This is a genomic window from Ruegeria sp. YTSA135 (assembly GCF_059610165.1).
Genome location: NZ_JBXWNC010000005.1, coordinates 1 through 18,436, shown reverse-complemented (window position 1 = coordinate 18,436; position 18,436 = coordinate 1). Strand labels below are relative to the sequence as shown.

Annotated in this window: 17 protein-coding genes and 1 tRNA gene; 10 read left to right on the top strand and 8 right to left on the bottom strand. The window is 56.4% G+C overall.

From position 1 onward, the window contains the following. Positions 1-12: 12 nt before the first annotated feature. Together AC2FIT_RS08215 and AC2FIT_RS08210 are read right to left on the bottom strand one after the other, a co-directional pair. Positions 13-426 (bottom strand): secondary thiamine-phosphate synthase enzyme YjbQ, encoded by a 414-nt coding sequence (locus AC2FIT_RS08215; protein WP_496828409.1) that lies wholly within the window; start codon positions 424-426, stop codon positions 13-15. Positions 427-443: 17 nt separating this feature from the next. Beyond that, positions 444-845, bottom strand: a complete 402-nt coding sequence (locus AC2FIT_RS08210; protein WP_224890326.1) for a hypothetical protein — start codon at positions 843-845, stop codon at positions 444-446. Between the two features lie 307 nt (positions 846-1,152). Here AC2FIT_RS08210 and AC2FIT_RS08205 point away from each other — a divergent pair, with 307 nt between their 5' ends. Next, complete coding sequence (locus AC2FIT_RS08205) at positions 1,153-2,172, top strand: helix-turn-helix domain-containing protein (protein ID WP_496828407.1); 1,020 nt, start codon at positions 1,153-1,155, stop codon at positions 2,170-2,172. A gap of 181 nt (positions 2,173-2,353) precedes the next feature. On the opposite strand, the gene rpoD is transcribed toward AC2FIT_RS08205, so the two are convergent. The 4 genes from rpoD to AC2FIT_RS08185 all read right to left on the bottom strand — a co-directional run bounded on the left by rpoD (position 2,354) and on the right by AC2FIT_RS08185 (position 8,363). Continuing rightward, positions 2,354-4,342 (bottom strand): RNA polymerase sigma factor RpoD, encoded by a 1,989-nt coding sequence (gene rpoD, locus AC2FIT_RS08200; RefSeq protein ID WP_068334388.1) that lies wholly within the window; start codon positions 4,340-4,342, stop codon positions 2,354-2,356. Positions 4,343-4,455: 113 nt separating this feature from the next. Further along, positions 4,456-6,405: a DNA primase gene (gene dnaG, locus AC2FIT_RS08195; RefSeq protein WP_496828404.1), complete on the bottom strand. Its 1,950-nt coding sequence runs from the start codon at positions 6,403-6,405 to the stop codon at positions 4,456-4,458. Between the two features lie 80 nt (positions 6,406-6,485). Continuing rightward, on the bottom strand, positions 6,486-6,785 hold the full coding sequence (locus AC2FIT_RS08190; protein WP_496828402.1) for a hypothetical protein: 300 nt from the start codon (positions 6,783-6,785) through the stop codon (positions 6,486-6,488). A 147-nt stretch (positions 6,786-6,932) separates the two neighbouring features. Continuing rightward, positions 6,933-8,363: a Glu/Leu/Phe/Val family dehydrogenase gene (locus AC2FIT_RS08185; RefSeq protein WP_496828400.1), complete on the bottom strand. Its 1,431-nt coding sequence runs from the start codon at positions 8,361-8,363 to the stop codon at positions 6,933-6,935. Positions 8,364-8,690: 327 nt separating this feature from the next. Between AC2FIT_RS08185 and AC2FIT_RS08180 the strand changes: the two genes are divergently transcribed. Genes AC2FIT_RS08180 through AC2FIT_RS08170 form a run of 3 tightly spaced genes read left to right on the top strand, consistent with a single transcriptional unit; the run spans position 8,691 to position 11,507 of the window. Beyond that, the gene (locus AC2FIT_RS08180; protein ID WP_496828398.1) at positions 8,691-10,391 is read left to right on the top strand and encodes a TadE/TadG family type IV pilus assembly protein; all 1,701 of its coding nucleotides are present in this window, start codon (positions 8,691-8,693) and stop codon (positions 10,389-10,391) included. Beyond that, a complete protein-coding gene (locus AC2FIT_RS08175) occupies positions 10,388-10,918 on the top strand; it encodes a TadE/TadG family type IV pilus assembly protein (RefSeq protein ID WP_496828396.1) in 531 nt (176 codons plus the stop codon). Before AC2FIT_RS08180 ends, AC2FIT_RS08175 begins: the two co-directional genes overlap by 4 nt. 1 nt (position 10,919) lies before the next feature. Continuing rightward, positions 10,920-11,507, top strand: a complete 588-nt coding sequence (locus AC2FIT_RS08170; protein WP_496828394.1) for a TadE/TadG family type IV pilus assembly protein — start codon at positions 10,920-10,922, stop codon at positions 11,505-11,507. Here AC2FIT_RS08170 and AC2FIT_RS08165 read toward each other — a convergent pair. After that, positions 11,467-11,961, bottom strand: a complete 495-nt coding sequence (locus AC2FIT_RS08165) for a hypothetical protein (RefSeq protein WP_496828392.1) — start codon at positions 11,959-11,961, stop codon at positions 11,467-11,469. The two genes, AC2FIT_RS08170 and AC2FIT_RS08165, sit on opposite strands and share 41 nt — an antisense overlap. A 147-nt stretch (positions 11,962-12,108) precedes the next feature. Here AC2FIT_RS08165 and AC2FIT_RS08160 point away from each other — a divergent pair, with 147 nt between their 5' ends. Beyond that, positions 12,109-13,020 carry a pirin family protein gene (locus tag AC2FIT_RS08160; protein ID WP_496828390.1) on the top strand — a complete coding sequence of 304 codons (912 nt, stop codon included), beginning with the start codon at positions 12,109-12,111 and terminating at the stop codon, positions 13,018-13,020. Between the two features lie 5 nt (positions 13,021-13,025). Here the strand turns inward: AC2FIT_RS08160 and AC2FIT_RS08155 are convergent, their stop codons facing one another. Beyond that, positions 13,026-13,613, bottom strand: coding sequence for a TetR/AcrR family transcriptional regulator (locus AC2FIT_RS08155; RefSeq protein WP_496828388.1), 588 nt, complete (start codon positions 13,611-13,613; stop codon positions 13,026-13,028). Between the two features lie 99 nt (positions 13,614-13,712). Here AC2FIT_RS08155 and AC2FIT_RS08150 point away from each other — a divergent pair, with 99 nt between their 5' ends. The 5 genes from AC2FIT_RS08150 (at position 13,713) to AC2FIT_RS08130 (ending at position 18,436) form a co-directional block, all read left to right on the top strand. Then, positions 13,713-13,961 carry a hypothetical protein gene (locus tag AC2FIT_RS08150; protein WP_496828386.1) on the top strand — a complete coding sequence of 83 codons (249 nt, stop codon included), beginning with the start codon at positions 13,713-13,715 and terminating at the stop codon, positions 13,959-13,961. 127 nt (positions 13,962-14,088) lie between these two features. Next, positions 14,089-15,375 (top strand): homoserine dehydrogenase, encoded by a 1,287-nt coding sequence (locus AC2FIT_RS08145; protein ID WP_496828384.1) that lies wholly within the window; start codon positions 14,089-14,091, stop codon positions 15,373-15,375. Between the two features lie 70 nt (positions 15,376-15,445). Then, positions 15,446-16,429 carry a class II fructose-bisphosphatase gene (gene glpX, locus AC2FIT_RS08140; RefSeq protein WP_224890313.1) on the top strand — a complete coding sequence of 328 codons (984 nt, stop codon included), beginning with the start codon at positions 15,446-15,448 and terminating at the stop codon, positions 16,427-16,429. 91 nt (positions 16,430-16,520) lie between these two features. Next, positions 16,521-18,263 carry a single-stranded-DNA-specific exonuclease RecJ gene (gene recJ, locus AC2FIT_RS08135; RefSeq protein WP_496828811.1) on the top strand — a complete coding sequence of 581 codons (1,743 nt, stop codon included), beginning with the start codon at positions 16,521-16,523 and terminating at the stop codon, positions 18,261-18,263. 98 nt (positions 18,264-18,361) lie between these two features. Continuing rightward, positions 18,362-18,436 (top strand) — tRNA-Glu (locus tag AC2FIT_RS08130).

Sequence of the window (18,436 nt, the reverse complement as noted above, 5' to 3'; positions counted from 1 at the left end):
TAAATAAGGGGGTCACGCAAAATGCGCAGCGACGTTTCGATTATGCCGTGCGCTACGGTGCTCAAACAGATAAATCCCCTGCCACGTACCAAGAACAGGCCGCCCAGACGCCACTGGGATCGACAGTGATACAGGTAACAGCGCGGCCTTGATATGGGCTGGCATATCGTCCGGGCCTTCATACGTGTGCCGCAGATAGGCCATGGATGGATGGTTGGACGGTGGCACCAGCCTCTCGAAAAAAGCCCGCATATCTGTTTGTACGTCGGGGTCGGCGTTTTCCTGCACAAGCAGTGAACACGACGTATGGCGGACAAACAGCGTCAGAAGCCCATCGCGCGCAACTGGCTTTAGCCAGCGACGCACGTCCGAGGTGAATTCGTACAACCCGGGACCCTGCGTCGGTATCTCAAACTCGGTCTGCATTCTTTGTTTGATCTTTGTTAATTGATGAATGGGCGGCCTCTGCATCGGGCATTGGCAGCCTGAACAGACATACTGTATCCCGGCTGAAATCCGGAAGAGAAAACGCCGCTTGACTGCTGCGGGGCGCCCTCTGGTGCGACCAGCGTAAATTGTACCGCTGTTCTGCGGCCTGTCGCCTCGCTTGGGCCATAGCCGCGCTTTACATAGATGCGCTGCTGCCAGCCTGCCCCCAACGTTCTGCGGGCAAAGTCTGCTGCCGCGCACCAGTACCCATCCGTATCCGTTCGACCGCGCGGGATCACTTCGAAAACCGAGTCATTCACCGCAACCGTCTGAAAGCCTAAACGGCCGTTAAATGCCGTAGCCGGAGTGCCGAGCACGACAGCCGCAAAAACCACATAAGTCATAAGCTTTTTCATAATCATACTCTTTTGCTGTCTCGAGGTATGTAACGACGTAGCTTGCTTTGAAACCCAACAAAGCCCAATCACAAGGAATTCAGCCGGGACTGACGAGGGGGCGAAATCTGCATCGGCATGCCCCAAAACCCACCCAAACACGGAACAGATTTTTTGCCAAAGGCAATGACAAACTGAATATGTACTTTTTTCTTGTTTTTAACTGCCAGAACCATTCGAATTTCAGTCAATTGATCTAGACTTATCATCACGCCGTGTTTTCCGCCAAATTAGCGGGAAGCAGATTGAAAGCACAGTGGAGAAGGTCATGGAAGTTGATATCGCCCGCCTTCAACTCTTGACCCGTGTGCTTGATCAACAAACTAACGGCACTGAAGCGTCAGATCGCATTCTTGAAAAATGCAAGCTGACCCGCGGCGCACTCTCTGACTCTACGTCCATGTGCAGCGCCCACCAAGAGGCCTTGTTTGCGCGATATGCGTGTGATGCCGTGAGCGACATCACATTCGCGGCGCGAGCCGGGTTGCAGTTTTCAGCCTCGTCCAGCCTGACGGCATATATCAGCAAGTACTCACGTGACTTACGGCAAGTGATCGAGAACACGTCGCGATTTCACCAAATCATTGACCCCGCCATAGCCTTTACCCTGCGATTGGCCGGGAACTTCGCCACCATCGAAGCCGATTGGAAAGATGCCAGTTTCGCCCGCTATCACCGACGGACAGAATTCCTGATCTTCGCTGGGTTGGCCCGAATGCGGACCCTCACGCAATCAAATTTCTATCCGATCGAGATCAGGTTTCAGCACGAAGTAGGCAGAAACAGCGAAAGGTTTCTAAAGCTTGCAGGATTTCCAATCGTTTTTGGCGCAGAAAAGCTGGAAATCGTGGTGGCCGTGTCCACGCTAGACTTACCCATTCCGACCTACGATTCAAACCTGCGTGCGCATCTTCTGCAATATGCCGAGCACGTTCTGGCCGAGCGAAAATCGCCCAAGCAACCGCTCCGCGCTCAGGTCGAAGGGCTGATCACCCAGTCGATGCCTGGCAAGATCATCAATGCGGACGAGGCCGCCGCCAATCTGGGGATGAGTCCCCGCACGTTTGCGCGGCGGCTCAAGCACGAGGGCACCAGCTATCGCGGTATCGTCGACGACCTGAAATGCGATCTGGCACAAACATTTATCACCAATGGCATGCCTTTGTCCGAGATCGCCTATGCGCTTGGCTATGCCGACCAGCCAGCCTTTTCAACAGCCTTCAAACGCTGGACTGGTCAAGTCCCCAGTGCGTTCCGCAGTCGACTGAACTTTACGGGGGGGGCTTGAAACGGGCGACCGGGGGTCATGGGCAACTCAGCCTCGCCCCGGCCTGTCCCGTGAGTGGACACTAAGCATATAAAGGGGCGTATTGACTTCGCCTTGTGAGTTGCCGCCAATTTTACTGGAAAAGCGGTCAACGTGAGTTTTCGTGATCAAAAAAGGCGCCTCGAATGAGGCGCCTTTGGTATTATTGATCCAGGAAGGATCGCAGCTTACGCGACCGACTGGGGTGCTTCAGCTTGCGCAGCGCTTTTGCTTCAATTTGACGGATACGTTCGCGGGTCACGCTGAACTGTTGGCCGACTTCTTCCAGCGTGTGATCGGTGTTCATACCGATGCCAAATCGCATCCGCAGGACGCGTTCCTCACGCGGAGTAAGTGACGCCAGAACCCTTGTGGTCGTTTCCTTGAGGTTTTCCTGAATGGCGCTGTCCAGAGGCAGAACCGCATTTTTGTCCTCGATGAAATCGCCCAGTTGGCTGTCTTCTTCGTCGCCAATTGGTGTTTCAAGGCTAATCGGCTCTTTGGCGATCTTCATCACCTTCCGAACCTTCTCAAGCGGCATCTGCAGCTTTTCGGCCAGTTCCTCGGGCGTAGGCTCGCGGCCGATCTCGTGCAGCATCTGGCGACCAGTCCGAACCAGTTTGTTGATCGTCTCGATCATGTGAACCGGGATACGGATCGTACGAGCCTGATCCGCAATCGACCGGGTAATCGCCTGACGGATCCACCACGTCGCGTAGGTCGAGAATTTGTAGCCGCGGCGATATTCGAACTTATCCACCGCTTTCATCAAACCTATGTTGCCTTCCTGAATAAGATCCAGGAATTGCAGGCCGCGGTTGGTGTATTTTTTCGCAATCGAGATCACAAGGCGCAGGTTGGCTTCGACCATTTCTTTCTTGGCCTGCCGAGCCTCCTTCTCACCCTTCTGAACCTGCTGTACGATACGGCGGAATTCGCTGATATCCAGACCGACATACTGACCCACCTGGGCCATATCGTTGCGCAGTTCCTCGACCTTGTCGGTCGAGCGTTCGATGAACATCTGCCAGCCCCGGCCCGGTTTTTCAGCCATCTCGGCCATCCAGTTCGGGTCCAGTTCGCGGCCGCGATAGGCGTCAATGAATTCACGACGGTTAATGCGCGCCTGATCCGCCAGCTTCACCATCGCACTGTCCAGCGACATGACGCGGCGGTTAATGCCGTAAAGCTGGTCGATCAGCGCCTCAATCCGGTTGTTATGCAGATGCAGACCATTCACCAGTTCGACAATTTCGGCCCGCAACTTTTGATAGGTTGCTTCATCCTTTGCACTGAACGAACCATCTTCGTTCAACGTGGCGGAAATCCGGCTATCCTGCATTTCCGACAGCATCGAGAAGTCCGTCGAAATACGCTCAAGCGTGGTCAGAACCTGATCTTTCAGCGCGGCTTCCATCGCAGCCAGCGACATATTGGCCTGATCGTCCTCATCATCGTCATCATCGCTGGCGATCGGATTGCCGTCTGCGTCCAGTTCTGGGCCTTCTTCCTTTGCAGGCTTTGCGGCCTGAACGACAGATGTGTCAACGACAGGCTCTTCGACATCACCGTCTTCGTCCATCTGGTTGCCGAACGTGGCCTCAAGATCGATGACGTCGCGCAGCAGAATATCTTCGGAAAGAAGTTCGTCGTGCCAGATGGTGATCGCCTGGAAGGTCAGCGGGCTTTCGCACAGCCCTGCGATCATGGTGTTGCGACCAGCCTCAATCCGTTTGGCGATGGCAATCTCGCCTTCGCGGCTCAGCAGTTCAACGCTGCCCATCTCACGCAGGTACATGCGGACGGGGTCATCGGTGCGGTCCAGCTTTTCGGTGGCAGCACCAGCCAACGCAACCTCACGGTTACTTTCGGTCGTGGTAAGTTCGGTCGAGCCTTTGTTTTCTTCTTCTTCGGCTTCTTCATCTTCGATGATGTTGATGCCCATTTCGGACAGCATCGACATGACGTCTTCGATCTGTTCCGAGCTGACCTGATCCGGTGGTAGAACCTGATTGAGCTGGTCGTAGGTGATATACCCCTTCTCGCGGGCCTCAGCGATCATCTTCTTGACCTGGGCCTGGCTCATATCCAGCGAGATTTCCTGTTCCTGCTCGTCGGATTTGCGGTCTTCGTTCGTATCCTTGGCGGCCATTCAATGCTCCTGCAGGGATGGGTGATTCGTTTGACCGAATCATTAGCGCGTAGAAATGATTCGGCTACCCGTTTACCTGTTTTTCTTTTCCAGTGCCTTACGAAAACACCACCTTAACGGCGTTTTCGTTCGAAATTGATTCCCGACATAATCGCCTCGAACGCGTCTTTTTCGTCGCGATTAATGCGCGCACCATTGTCTGCGACGTCAAAAACGGCCCTGTCTTCATTCTGGCTCCGGCTTGCGCGGTTGCGCTCTTCGGCGGCTTGCGCCAGACGATATGTCAACGCCTCATCTGCCAGATCAGACAGCTCCTCTTCGGCTTCGGCAATCTCTGCATCCAACCCCCGGAGCGCTTTGATTTTTGCGAGTTCTTCGGCCAGGGTCATCTCGGCCTTTTCAACGTCGCCTGGTTTATACACACAAGGGATCACTGCGACATGGCGAAGGGCCAGCAGGTTTTCAAGGGCTTCGGGCCCCAAAGATGCAGCGATGTGGTCTTTAAGGTTGTCTGGATCATCTGTCGCGTGGCGCAGGAGCGCGTTTCGCAGCACCGCATGATCAGGATCACGGCATTCCATATCTTCTAACTGATGCTCGAATTGCACCACAACTTGCGGATTCAGAATTGAAATGGCCAGAATGGCAGCTTCCCGCAACTGGATCTCGGCATTTTCGGACGATGCAAGGAATGAGGCCCGCGCGCCGGCGGTTGCGGGTTGTTTCTGTGTTTGCCATTTACCGCGCGGCTGCCATTGCCGGCCCTGAGTTTGGCGCTGCGGACGGAAAAGCTGCCAGCGAAGGTCCTTGATCTCTTGGCCATAGTGAGACCGTATCGACGGGTCGCGGATCAGTTTGATCTTGTCGCGTAGTACCTTATCCAGTGCCGCCTTGCGCTCGGGGCTATCAAAGACCTTGCCTTCGGTTTCGCGCTGCCACAGCAATTTGACCATCGGAATGGCCCCATCCAACACGGCCTGCACCGCCCCTGCCCCTTCGGCTCGCAGCAAGTCATCGGGGTCCTTGCCTTCGGGCATCAAGGCGAAGCGAAGGGATTTGCCGGCCTCCAAAAGCGGTAGCGCCAGATCAACAGCGCGCATCGCGGCGCGTAGGCCTGCGGTATCACCGTCAAGGGCGATGATCGGCTCATCCGCAATGCGCCACAGCAGTTGCAACTGATGTTCGGTGATCGCGGTGCCCAAAGGCGCTACCGACGCGCCGAATCCGGCCTCGGCCAGCGCAATCACGTCCATGTAGCCTTCCGCAACGATCAAGGGCTGCCCCTTGCCAGCCGATTGCCGTGCGGGACCATGATTGTAAAGACTGCGACCCTTGTCGAACAGCTCGGTCTCAGGCGAATTCAGGTACTTGGCATTATCACTGGGGTCCATCGCCCGACCGCCGAAAGCGATACAGCGACCGCGTGGGTCACGGATCGGGAACATGATCCTGTTGCGGAAAGTATCGTAGGGTTTCTTGCCCTTGTTTGACGGCTTCGCCAGCCCTGCGGCAAGGATCAGATCTTCCTCGATGCTCTTGCCACGGAGATGATCCCAAAGGGCTTGCCAGCCGTCTGGGGCAAACCCAATCTCCCAACGTTCCAACGCCTGCGCGTCCAACCCGCGGCGAGTCAGGTAATCGCGCGCGGCACCCCCTGCCCCAGTTTTCAGTTGCAAGCGAAAGAACTGAACCGCTTGCTCCATCACGTCAGCAAGTTGCGAGCGGCGATCCTGCTTTTCCTGTGCCTTCGGGTCTCGGGCGGGCATCGGCATTCCTGCCTCGCGCGCCAGAATCTCAACCGCTTCGATGAACGAGACATTCTCGGTCTCTTTCACAAAGCTGATCGCATCGCCTTTGGCGTGGCACCCGAAGCAGTAGTAAAATCCCTTTTGGTCATCGACATGGAAAGACGCGGTCTTTTCATGGTGGAACGGGCACGGCGCCCACATATCGCCCTTGCCCTGGTTGGACTTGCGCTGATCCCACATAACCTTGCGCCCAACAACCTGAGACAGGCTGAGCCGGGTACGCAGTTCATCAAGAAATCCGGGGGGCAGTGACATGGGTCAAGCTTGGCAGAATTGTAGACGCGCGCCAAGAGCACAGCGCGCTGTTGTCCACAGAGAAATCGCGGCCCTGTGGACTATTGTTGCAGGCAAAGCTCTAACCAAGCCGCGCCTAAATCTTTTTTTCGCACATCACGCATCTTTTGCTCATACACCCAAGGGGTAATCAGTGGGATCGCAGCATTGTAGTTTTCTGGCCATGTCGGCGACGTCTCAGCCACCGCTTGAGGCACGTCGCGTTCCTTGACCTTGTCCAATCGGGCCCTTTGAATCGCCGCAACGACATCGGCCTGATACTGGCAGCTTTGTTCTTTGGTTTCTTCGGCCGCCAAAGGTGTGGCCAGCAGCACAAAGGCAGCTAGGGCGGTGCGCAACATGAGAGTCTCCCGGAATCGTTTCATTCACGGCAGCTTACCCGCCCGAGGGACCGCCTGCTATCACCGTTTTTGCCAGGTGGTACGGATAAGGTCGAACAGGCGCCCGAAGCGGTCAGACTTTGGCCCGACCGCCCCGCGAACAAACGATTACAGCCCCTTGGCGCGATAGCTTTTCGAGACCCGGTCAATGGCCACGATATACGCCGCCGTACGTAGATCTTCGACATCGTCGCGGTCGTGCCAAACCTCGCGCATGGACTGATAGGCAATGCGCATTGTGTCGTCGAGACCCGACCGCACCAATTCCAGCTCATCCGCGCCTTTGAGGTACTTCGCCTTGAAATCCGGGGACATCGACCACGCATCGCCAAGATATCGGTCCAACCGTTCCAATTCGCTGACAATCAACTCGTGCCGCGCCTCTTCCTGACGGCGCTGCATGCGGCCAAACCGGATATGACTGAGGTTCTTGACCCACTCGAAATAAGACACCGTCACACCACCGGCATTCGCATACATGTCGGGGATAATAACCGTGCCCTTGTCACGCAGAATCTCATCTGCGCCAGCCGTCACTGGACCGTTGGCCGCCTCGATGATCAAAGGTGCCTTAATCCGCTCGGCGTTGGTTAGGTTGATGACACCCTCAAGCGCAGCCGGAATGAGAATATCGCATTCCGCCTCAAGAACCGTGGCTCCATCGGCCGAATGTGTCGCATCGGGATAGTCTTTTACACCGCCGTGTTTCACAATCCATTGTCGGACTGCTTCGACATCAATCCCCTCGGGGTTATAAAGCGCTCCATCCCATTCGATGATGCCGACAACTCTTGATCCATCCTCTTCGCTCAGGAACTTGGCGGCATGGTAACCCACATTGCCCAAGCCTTGAACGATCACGCGCTTGCCGTCCAATTTTCCCGACAGACCTGCCTTCTTCACATCTTCGGAATGGCGGAAGAACTCGCGCAGCGCGTACTGAATGCCCCGCCCTGTCGCCTCAACCCGGCCCGAGATACCACCCGCGTTCAGAGGCTTTCCCGTCACACAGGCCCGTGCGTTGATGTCAGTGGTGTTCATGCGTGTATACTGATCTGCCATCCAGGCCATCTCACGCTCGCTCGTGCCCATATCGGGCGCAGGAACGTTCTGAGACGGATTGATCAGGTCACGCTTGGCCAACTCGTAGGCAAACCGCCGCGTGATCTGCTCCAACTCGTGCTCTTCGTATTGCCTAGGGTCAATGCGCAACCCCCCTTTTGAGCCACCAAACGGCGCTTCGACCAAAGCACATTTATAGGTCATCAGGGCTGCCAGCGCCTCAACCTCGTCCTGGTTCACGGCCATTGCGTATCGGATACCACCCTTCACCGGCTCCATGTGTTCGGAATGAACCGAGCGATAACCGGTGAACGTGTGAATCTGTCCACGCAGGCGTACACCGAACCGAACGGTATAAGTGGCGTTGCAGACCCGGATTTTTTCTTCCAACCCCGGAGGCAAATCCATCAGGGACGCCGCCCTGTTGAACATAAGGTCCACACTCTCGCGAAAACTGGGTTCTTTAACGGCCGTCATTGAGTCCTCCGTGCCAGCGAACGACATGCGTTCTGACGTCTTGTCGCACCCAATGCGTTAACGATCAATAATTAAGCAGAAATAAAACCCGAAAACCGGGAAAGAAACTGTCACTTGGCCGTGAGTCGCCGATCCCGCACTACACAGTCAGAATTGTTACCCATTCGAAAACAGATCCACAAGATGTCCGAAAATTATCCCGCTTTTTCAGGCAAACCGACCAAGTCAGCGGCTTTTTCGCCAAATTCCCGCCACGTTTCGACACTAATTTTCTGAAAGTTATTTTTTCCTCAGCAGTACGGATGTCTGCTCAGCGAGGTCGTCAATATGAAGAAGCGCATAATTCAATGTGGCGCACATAAATTTGAAAAAAAGCTCTCAAAAGCGCGTCGGTTCGCCGGCATCTTCGCCAAGCAAGAAGATGGCGCCGTCTTTACACTGTTCGTGATTATCGGACTGATCGTCATGTTTGCGACAACGGGCATCGGTGTCGACATCATGCATTTTGAGCGCGACAGAGCAAACCTTCAGGGCACACTTGACCGTGCGGTTCTTGCGTCTGCCAACCTAAAGCAACAACAACCGCCTGCGTCAGTGGTTAAAGCTTACATGGAGAAGTCAGGTCTAAAGGACAAGCTTACGGGAGAGCCGGTGGTAGTCGAAGGGATCGGCTCCAGGAAGGTAAGTGCTACGGCCTCTACGGTTGTCCAAACGCACTTCATGCGGTTTTCGGGCATTGAAACCCTGACGGCCAACGTTGCCAGTACTGCCGAGGAATCCGTCGGTTCCGTCGAGATTTCTTTGGTTCTGGACATGTCCGGCTCGATGAACAGGGCCTCAGCCACCGAAGGGAAAACCAAGATCGAAGTTCTGCGCAAGGCGGCCAAGACCTTCGTGACCGAGATGTATTCTAAAGAAAACCCTGACAAAATCTCGATCTCAATCATCCCCTACGCCACGCAGGTGAACGCTGGTGAGAATCTACTGGGCAAGTTTACCAACGTTACATCGGAACATAGTTACTCGCATTGCCTGAATTTTAGCGGGTCAGATTTTCGACAGGCAACGTTGGATCCGACGTTGTCATATCAACGGACAGCCCATTTCGATCGCTACAGACCATCACGTGGAAGTCCATGGGAAGAAAACCGCTATCCTACTTGCCCCACACGTCCCGGCAGTGAAATCACCGCGCATACAAACGTCGTCGCCGATCTGCATGCGCGTATCGACGACCTGACTGCTTTCGGCAATACCTCGATCGATATCGGTGTGAAATGGGGTATGGCTCTGCTGGACCCTGAATTCCAAGGCATCATCAACCAGTTGTCGAAAGAAAGGGTAAGCCCGTCTTCGACAAAAACAATTGTTCCAGCGACCTTCAAAGATCGTCCAAAGAACTATGAGGATGATGTTCAGAAGGTCATGATCGTCTTCACCGATGGCGAAAACACGTCACAGTACAGGCTCAAAAGCTCTTTACGCGACGGAAATTCGGACGTGTGGTTCAACGCTGACTACGTTCACTGGGACGGCAAAAAGGGCGAATATAGCGTACGGATTTCTGATCCGGGCGACCCGCCGCGTTACTACTGGACGCGGCAGAGAAAATACAAGGACCACCGTTACGGCGACAAGGACTCGCAGGCTGGTGATCCCATTCGCCTGACTTACCCACAATTGTTCAACCGCGTTTCGCTGCGCTGGAACGCTGAATACAACTATGCTTGGCAAGACAATAACATCAGAAATCATTACAACCGAGCGTATAACTCTATCGGTTCGTCGACCAAAAACACACGGACATCCGATATTTGCGCCGCTGCCAAGAATAAAGGCGTGATCGTATACGGAATCGCATTCGAGGCACCTCCGGTCGGGGTGACCACGATCGAAGACTGCGCCAGCAAACCCAGCACGGTATATAAGGTCAACAGCGATGGAACTCTCGGCTCCAGCAACCTGACCCTTGAAGAAGTGTTCGAATCGATCGCCGCATCGATCAAACGTTTGAAGTTGACCCAATGACACGCCGAGCTTGGCATAACGTACTTCGCTTTCGACGCTCAGAAGAAGGCAGTCTGGTGGTTGAATTCGTCATTCTGTTCCCACTATACCTCGCCTTTATTTTATGCGCGGTGGAGTACGCGTTGGTGACGGTCAAACAGTCGATGCTTGAACGGTCTGTTGATCTGGTCGTCCGGGATATCCGGCTTGGAACCGGGTCCGGGCCGACCCATGATCAAATCAAGGAGGCGATCTGTGAACAGTCGCTGGTTATCGACGACTGCAGTAACAACTTGCAGCTTGAGATGATCCGTCAGAGCGCATTTACCGGCGTAACACTTCCGGCGGAACCGGATTGCACAGACCGGTCGGAGGAGGCCAAACCCGTCCGCGAATTCACGAATGGCCCGCCGAATGAACTTATGATCCTACGCGCCTGTGCGATCGTCGATCCGGTTTTCCCTACGTCGTCAATGGGCCGAGCATTGGTAAATGACGATGGTCTGATCGCACTTACAGCAACCACTGCCTTCGTTCAGGAGCCTTGATATGTTGCGTGTTTTCTTGAACACCCGTCAATTCCTAGGCAGATGGCTACGGCGTGAAAATGGTGCCCTCACTGTGGAAGCTCTGTTGATCTTCCCTTTGTTTGTTATGACCGTTTCGCTGACCTATACGTTCTATGACGCGTTTCGACAAAGTACTGCAAATCTGAAGGCTGCTTACACGGTAAGTGATCTTATTTCTCGCGAAAAAGATGGAATAAACAATACTTACGCAAATTCGATGCACCTATTGATGCAACGAATGATTAATAGCGAATCCGAACTAAAAATGCGCCTGACTTTCATCAGGTTCAAGGAAGATGAAGACCGTCTTGTCGTCGACTGGTCGACACGCTGTGGGTACGCAGACATCTGGACAACCGAAAACGTTGAGGCTTTGCGTGACTACCTTCCACCGCTGTCAGATCTGGAACCTTTGATAATTGTCGAGACAGAGAACGACTATGCCTGGAAGGTAAAACCACCTTGGTTGGATACAGACTACCAGTTTAAGAATTTCATTTTCACCCGGCCGCGTGTCGCCGACCAGATTAACGGCGATGATCTTTCTGCTGATTTCTGTACTGCGTAATCAGGGCCGTCAGCACCTCAGATACAAACTTGGTTTCGGCGGCCGTTGTCATTCCGCCGACGCCGACACGGCGCCCCAAACGCCACCACAGGCCAGGATCCCAACTGTTTTCTGCGCTATTTCGTGTTTTTAGCAGAAACCCGTTTGACGGTTTGAACGCGAAAACGCCCCTGTCGACGGCTTCAATATCCTCTACTTTCGCAATGAGGCGCCCTGTCCCGGTTCGGAGCTCGGTCTCTGTCAACTCAATCGAATCAGAGGTCGCTTGCCACATGCGGTACGCCAGCCAGAACGTTCCCCCCCCTACTGCAATGAGGAAAATCAGCCACATCGGCTCAGGCGGTCGTGTAATGGCCACGAACAGGACCAATCCGCCGACAATACTAAGCATGCCAACACCCAGCCAGCGTCTTGCAGGTGAAGGTTGAATAGTGGCCAGTACGTCTTGATGCATGTGAACCCCTGCGATTTTTCCGAGGGTTTAGCCGCTTTGATCCGGAAATGACAGAGGGGCAGATTCCCGCACAGTGACCGTTTATTTCTGCTGATTGACCCTCATCATGCTTATCTTACATGCATGCCCAAGCTATTGGAGGCCACAATGTCCCTACGACCAGTTTTGGAAACCCGCAAAGCCACCCCCACGCTTGAGGGCGCGGGCGTCAAGTTGCACCGCGCTTTCGGGTTTCATGACCCGTCAGAGCTTGACCCGTTTTTGCTGTTTGACGACTTTCGGAACGAGCGGCCGCGCGATTATCAGGCCGGTTTCCCCTGGCACCCGCATCGCGGGATCGAGACGATCACATATGTGCTTGCAGGCGAGGTCGAACATTCGGATTCGCTGGGCAACAGCGGGACACTCGGCGCAGGCGACGTTCAGTGGATGACCGCCGGGTCCGGAATCCTGCACCAAGAGATGCCAACAGGTAACGCCACCGGTCAGATGCATGGGTTCCAACTGTGGGGCAACTTGCCGTCGGCGCAGAAAATGACGGCACCGCGCTATCAGGATGTGCAAAGCAAGGAAATCCCCGAAGTTACTGATGATGACGGTACAACGGTTCGCGTGATTGTGGGCGAATTCTGGGGTAAGACCGGCCCTGTCGACGGGATTGCCGCCGATCCGCAATATCTGGACGTTCGCGTTCCGGCGGGCGTCAAGAAGACCTTTCGCATCGACACCTATCGTCGAGCTTTTGCCTATATCTTTGAAGGTCAGGCCGCTTTTGCAGATGCGTCGCAACCCACTGGTGTCCTTCTGGAAAAAGAAGTTGCGGGGCAAGAGGTGAACATCCGTGACATGTCCGGCGACAGAACGCTTGTCCGGTTTGGCACCGGTGATGAGATAACCGTGCAGGCCGGGCCTGAAGGCGTGCGGTTCCTGCTGATCTCAGGCGCGCCAATTGCCGAACCTGTCGCCTGGCATGGTCCGATCGTCATGAACACGCGGGCAGAGCTTGAGAAAGCCTTCCGCGAGTTGCGGAACGGAACCTTCATCCAGCCGGCACACTAAGACCGTCAGGCCGAGACCGAGCGGCGGACCATATCCCAATAATTCTGCTCAACCTCGTCCAGAGACAGACGACCACCTGCGCGATACCAGGTCATCACCCCGTTCAGCATGGCAATAACGGCAAGTGTGGCGACCTTGGTATCCGCAATATCGAACAGACCGGCCCCCTGCCCTTTGCGCAGGATGGCCTCCAACGCGTCTTCATATCTACGGCGCAAGGCTTCGATTTCCGAAAAGTTTTCGGGCGTCAGATTGCGCAACTCCATGTAGGCAATGAATACTTCATCCGGGCGCTCAAGATGGAACCGGATGTGGAACCTTACGAACTGGTGTAACGCCTCAAAGGCATTCTCAGGCTGCGCAAGTTCGCCGAAAGCCGACAAAAGCTCTTGCATGTGCTCATGCATCAGGTGGAATAGAAGGCTCTGCTTGTCCGGCGTGTAGTTGTACAGCGCCCCGGCCTGCACCCCGACCTCGGCCGCGATCTGGCGCATGGATACCGCCGCATAACCGTGGCGGGCGAACAATCCCAATGCCGCTTTTCGGATTCGCGGGCCGGTGATATCGGAATGTGAACCTTGTGTGCGTGCCATCGCTTCACAGTATCTGAACGTATGTTCAAATAGAAGCCCGCTTGAACCAGCGCGACAAAAGGTGCATCACGGTTGGTATCGACCTTGAAAGGGTTCCGTATGAAGCCTCTGCCGTTGCTGATCTTGGTGCTGATTTGCGCTGGCTGCGCAGATTTCCCCGAGCTGGAAGGAAGCGAACCGCCCGAGCTCAGATCGGCCCGCTATCCCAAGCTTATTCCCCTGCAAGAGGCACTTGGACCCCCGGTTGAACCAGCGAGCGAAGCGGCTGATGTCGAAGAAGATTTGAAGGCGCGGCGCGAAGCGCTTGAGAAAAAGTCGCAGGACCTCCAAAACACTGAAATCAACTGACCCCTTGGGATTCACCCCAGTTCGGACCGCGACGCATTGCACCCTAGCGCCGAACCCGATAAGGCAGCGCTGAACGGGCGACAGGCCCAGTGCAACGGAAATTTTCGAGCGGAAAGGAACCCACGGGATGACACAGGCGCTGCGGCTGGGAATTGCGGGCTTGGGAACAGTTGGCGTGGGTGTCGTGAAGATCATCCGCCGCCATGCGGACCTGCTGCAGGCGCGTACTGGTCGGCAGATCGAAATCACTGCCGTCTCCGCACGTGATGCGAAAAAGGACCGCGGTGTAAACCTGTCAGACTATGCGTGGGAGTCAGACCCCGTAGCCCTTGCCAAACGCGATGATATCGACGTGTTCGTGGAGTTGATTGGTGGCGAGAATGGCCCGGCCAAAGCCTCGGTCGAAGCAGCACTGGCCAGCGGCAAGGATGTGGTCACCGCCAACAAGGCGTTGCTGGCGATCCACGGTCAGGAATTGGCCGAAAAGGCCGAGGCCGCAGGCCGCGTGATCCGGTTCGAAGCAGCCGTTGCAGGTGGCATTCCGGTCATCAAATCCCTGACCGAAGGGCTGGCCGGAAACGAGATCAAACGCGTCATGGGCGTGATGAACGGAACCTGCAATTACATCCTGACCCGGATGCAGTCGGAGGAACTGGGCTATAACGCTCTGTTCGAAGAATGCGCCGAGTTGGGATACCTTGAGGCTGACCCAAACCTTGACGTCGGCGGCATTGATGCGGCGCATAAGCTGGCACTTCTGTCTTCGATCGCGTTTGGGACCAAACCGAACTTTGACGGCATTCAGATCGAAGGCATTCAGCAGATCAGCCTGGAAGACATCCACCAGGCAGACGATATGGGGTATCGCATCAAGCTGCTGGGTGTCGCACAGCGCTCGGCCCGTGGTCTGGAACAGAGGATGCAACCCTGTTTGGTGCCCAGCACATCGGCCTTGGGGCAACTTGAAGGCGGCACAAACATGGTCGTGATCGAAGGCGATTCCGTCGAACAGGTCGTTCTGCGCGGCCCCGGCGCCGGTGAGGGACCAACCGCCAGCGCCGTCATGGGCGATGTGTGCGATCTGGCGCGCGGATTACAGATTCCGACCTTTGGCCGCCCCGCAACCTCGTTACAGGATGCGCAGGCCGCAGTGACCGGACTGCCCGCCCCCTATTATGTACGCCTTGCTTTGTTCGACAAACCCGGCGCGCTGGCCAAAGTGGCGTCCATTCTGGGGGATGCAGGCGTCTCAATCGACCGGATGCGCCAGTACGGTCATTCCGAGAGCACAGCCCCGGTCCTGATCGTCACCCACAAAACCACACGTGCGACGCTGGATATCGCGCTGGAAGGCTTCCGCAATGCCGATGTGGTGGCAGACGAACCCGTCGCCTTGCGCATCGAAGAGGTTTGACACTTGCGGTAAACCTGAAACGCGGGCTATGCCGAGATAAAAACCGACAGTGACCTGAGGATAGTGAAAAATGAGTGCTGCCAAGATTGATTTCAACGACCGCCTGTTGTCTTTGGGCCTGGCGCGTGTCGCAGAGCAGGCCGCGCTTGCCTCGGCCTCGCTGGTTGGACGCGGCGATGAAAAAGCGGCGGATCAGGCCGCTGTGAACGCCATGCGTGAACAGTTGAACCTGTTGGACATCGCGGGTGTCGTGGTCATCGGTGAAGGCGAGCGTGACGAGGCACCGATGCTGTATATCGGTGAAGAGGTCGGCACCGGCAATGGCCCCGGTGTGGACATCGCGCTGGACCCGCTGGAGGGCACAACCCTGACCGCCAAGGATATGCCCAACGCGCTGACCGTGATCGCCATGGGCCCGCGCGGATCAATGCTGCACGCCCCTGACGTTTACATGGACAAGCTGGCGATTGGCCCGGGCTTTCCCGAGGGGGTCGTGACCCTCGACATGACCCCGCGTGAACGAGTTGAGGCTCTGGCCAAGGCAAAGGGGTGTAAACCGTCTGATATTACCGTCTGCATACTGGAACGCCCACGTCACGACGCGATGATCGCCGAGGTGCGCGAAACCGGGGCATCAATACGTCTGATCACCGACGGAGACGTTGCCGGAGTGATGCACTGTGCTGAAAGCGAAGTGACCGGGATCGACATGTACATGGGTCAAGGCGGCGCGCCCGAGGGTGTGCTGGCCGCAGCAGCGCTGAAATGCATGGGAGGTCAGATTTTTGGACGCCTGTTGTTCCGCAATGATGACGAACGCAGCCGCGCCGCCAAAGCTGGCATCACCGATCTGGACCGCGTCTATGCCCGCGATGAGATGGTTACCGCTGACGTCATCTTTGCCGCAACCGGCGTGACCGGTGGTTCGCTGCTGCCGCGCATCAAGCGCGAGCCCGGCTGGGTTGAAACGACCACCCTGCTGATGCGGTCGAAAACCGGCTCGGTCCGTCGCATGTCCTACCGCACACCGATGTGGTCGCACGACAACGCCTAACCGCTTGCGCCTGAACCGCGCGCAAGGGTATCCATACACACAACGAGGCCGGGTCCGAGAGGGTCCGGCCTTGGCACATGAAAGGCAGGGCATGAGCTTTTTAGGGGTTGAGCAGTCATTGACCGGACGGCGTTGGGTTGGACCGTCGGCAGAAACCGAGCGGGCCACTGAAATGCTGATCCAACAGGCGGGCTTGCCCCGTGCAGTCTGTCAGGTGCTGGCGCGACGCGGCGTTCCCGCCATGGAAGCACCGGGGTTTCTTGAACCCAAGTTGAAGGAGCTGCTGCCCGACCCGCGATCTATGAAGGATATGGAAAAAGCAGCGACCCGTTTCCTTGCGGCGGTCAGGGCCAAACAGCGGATCGCAGTGTTCGCAGATTATGACGTGGATGGTGGTAGTTCCGCGGCTTTGCTTATAGTCTGGCTGCGACAAATGGGGCTACAAGCGACCCTGTACGTGCCAGACAGGATTGATGAGGGATATGGCCCCAACGTTCCCGCCATGCAGGAATTGGCTGCGGCGCATGACCTCATACTCTGCGTCGATTGCGGCACCTTGAGCCACGAACCGATTGCAGCCGCCAAAGGCGCTGACGTGATCGTTCTGGACCACCATCTGGGCGGTGAGACGTTGCCGGACTGTGTCGCCGTGGTGAACCCCAACCGGCAAGATGAAAGCGGCGATTTGAGCTATCTCTGCGCCGCGAGTGTCGTCTTTCTGATGCTGGTTGAGGCGGGGCGCCACTTGCGGGCGCTTGGAACCAACGGACCTGACCTGATCTCATTGCTGGACCTTGTAGCACTGGCAACCGTGGCAGACGTTGCGCCCCTGATCGGGGCAAACCGAGCTTTGGTGCGTCAGGGGTTGAAAGTCATGGCGCAAAGGCAGAGGCCGGGTTTGGTGGCGCTGTCGGATGTGGCCCGCATGGATTCGGCACCCAACAGCTATCACCTCGGGTTCCTGCTTGGCCCTCGTGTCAATGCAGGTGGGCGGATTGGGCAGGCTGATCTGGGCGCGCGGTTGCTCAGCACCGACTCGATACACGAGGCCGAGGCTCTCTCGCAGCGTTTGGATCAATTGAACACCGAACGCCGCGACATAGAAAACGTCGTGCGTGCGGCAGCTATGGAACAAGCCGAAGAACGGGGTCTGGATGCGCCGCTGGTATGGGCGGCAGGCGATGGCTGGCATCCCGGAGTGGTTGGCATCGTGGCATCGCGCCTCAAGGAGAATGCGAACCGCCCTGCGATTGTCATCGGTTTTGACGGGGATGAGGGCAAAGGCTCGGGCCGATCCGTATCCGGCGTTGATCTGGGTGCTTCGATACAGCGTCTGGCGGCCGAGGGGCTGCTGGTCAAAGGCGGCGGTCACAAGATGGCAGCGGGTCTGACCGTGATGCGCGATCAACTGGAACCCGCGATGGCACGGTTGAGCGAACTGCTGGCCAAACAGGGCGCGGGCGAAGGCGGCCCCGCCGACCTGAAACTGGACGGTACGCTGATGCCGGGCGCAGCCACGATCGACCTGATCGAACAGATTGAAAAGGCCGGGCCGTTTGGGGCCAGCGCCCCTGCCCCACGATACGCGCTGCCCGACCTGCAAGTTCGGTTTGCCAAGCGCGTCGGCGAATCTCATCTGAAGCTGTCGTTATCAGATGGTGTCGGCGGCGGATTGGACGCTATTGCCTTTGGTGCATTTGATGGCCCGATGGGTGAGAAGTTGTCAGATCATGGCGGCGCGCGGTTCCATTTCGCCGGGCGGCTCGAGGTCAACAGCTGGGGCGGGCGGCAGACGGTTCAACTCCGGCTTGAAGACGCGGCACAGGCCAATTGATCCAGATATCCGGCGCGGCAAAAAACTTTCACAACCTTGCGTTTTTCGGCTTGCGGGGGTCACGGTGAAACCGTAAAAGGCGCTCCACAAGCCAGCGTGGCCCGTTCGTCTATCGGTTAGGACGCCAGGTTTTCAACCTGGAAAGAGGGGTTCGATTCCCCTACGGGCTACCA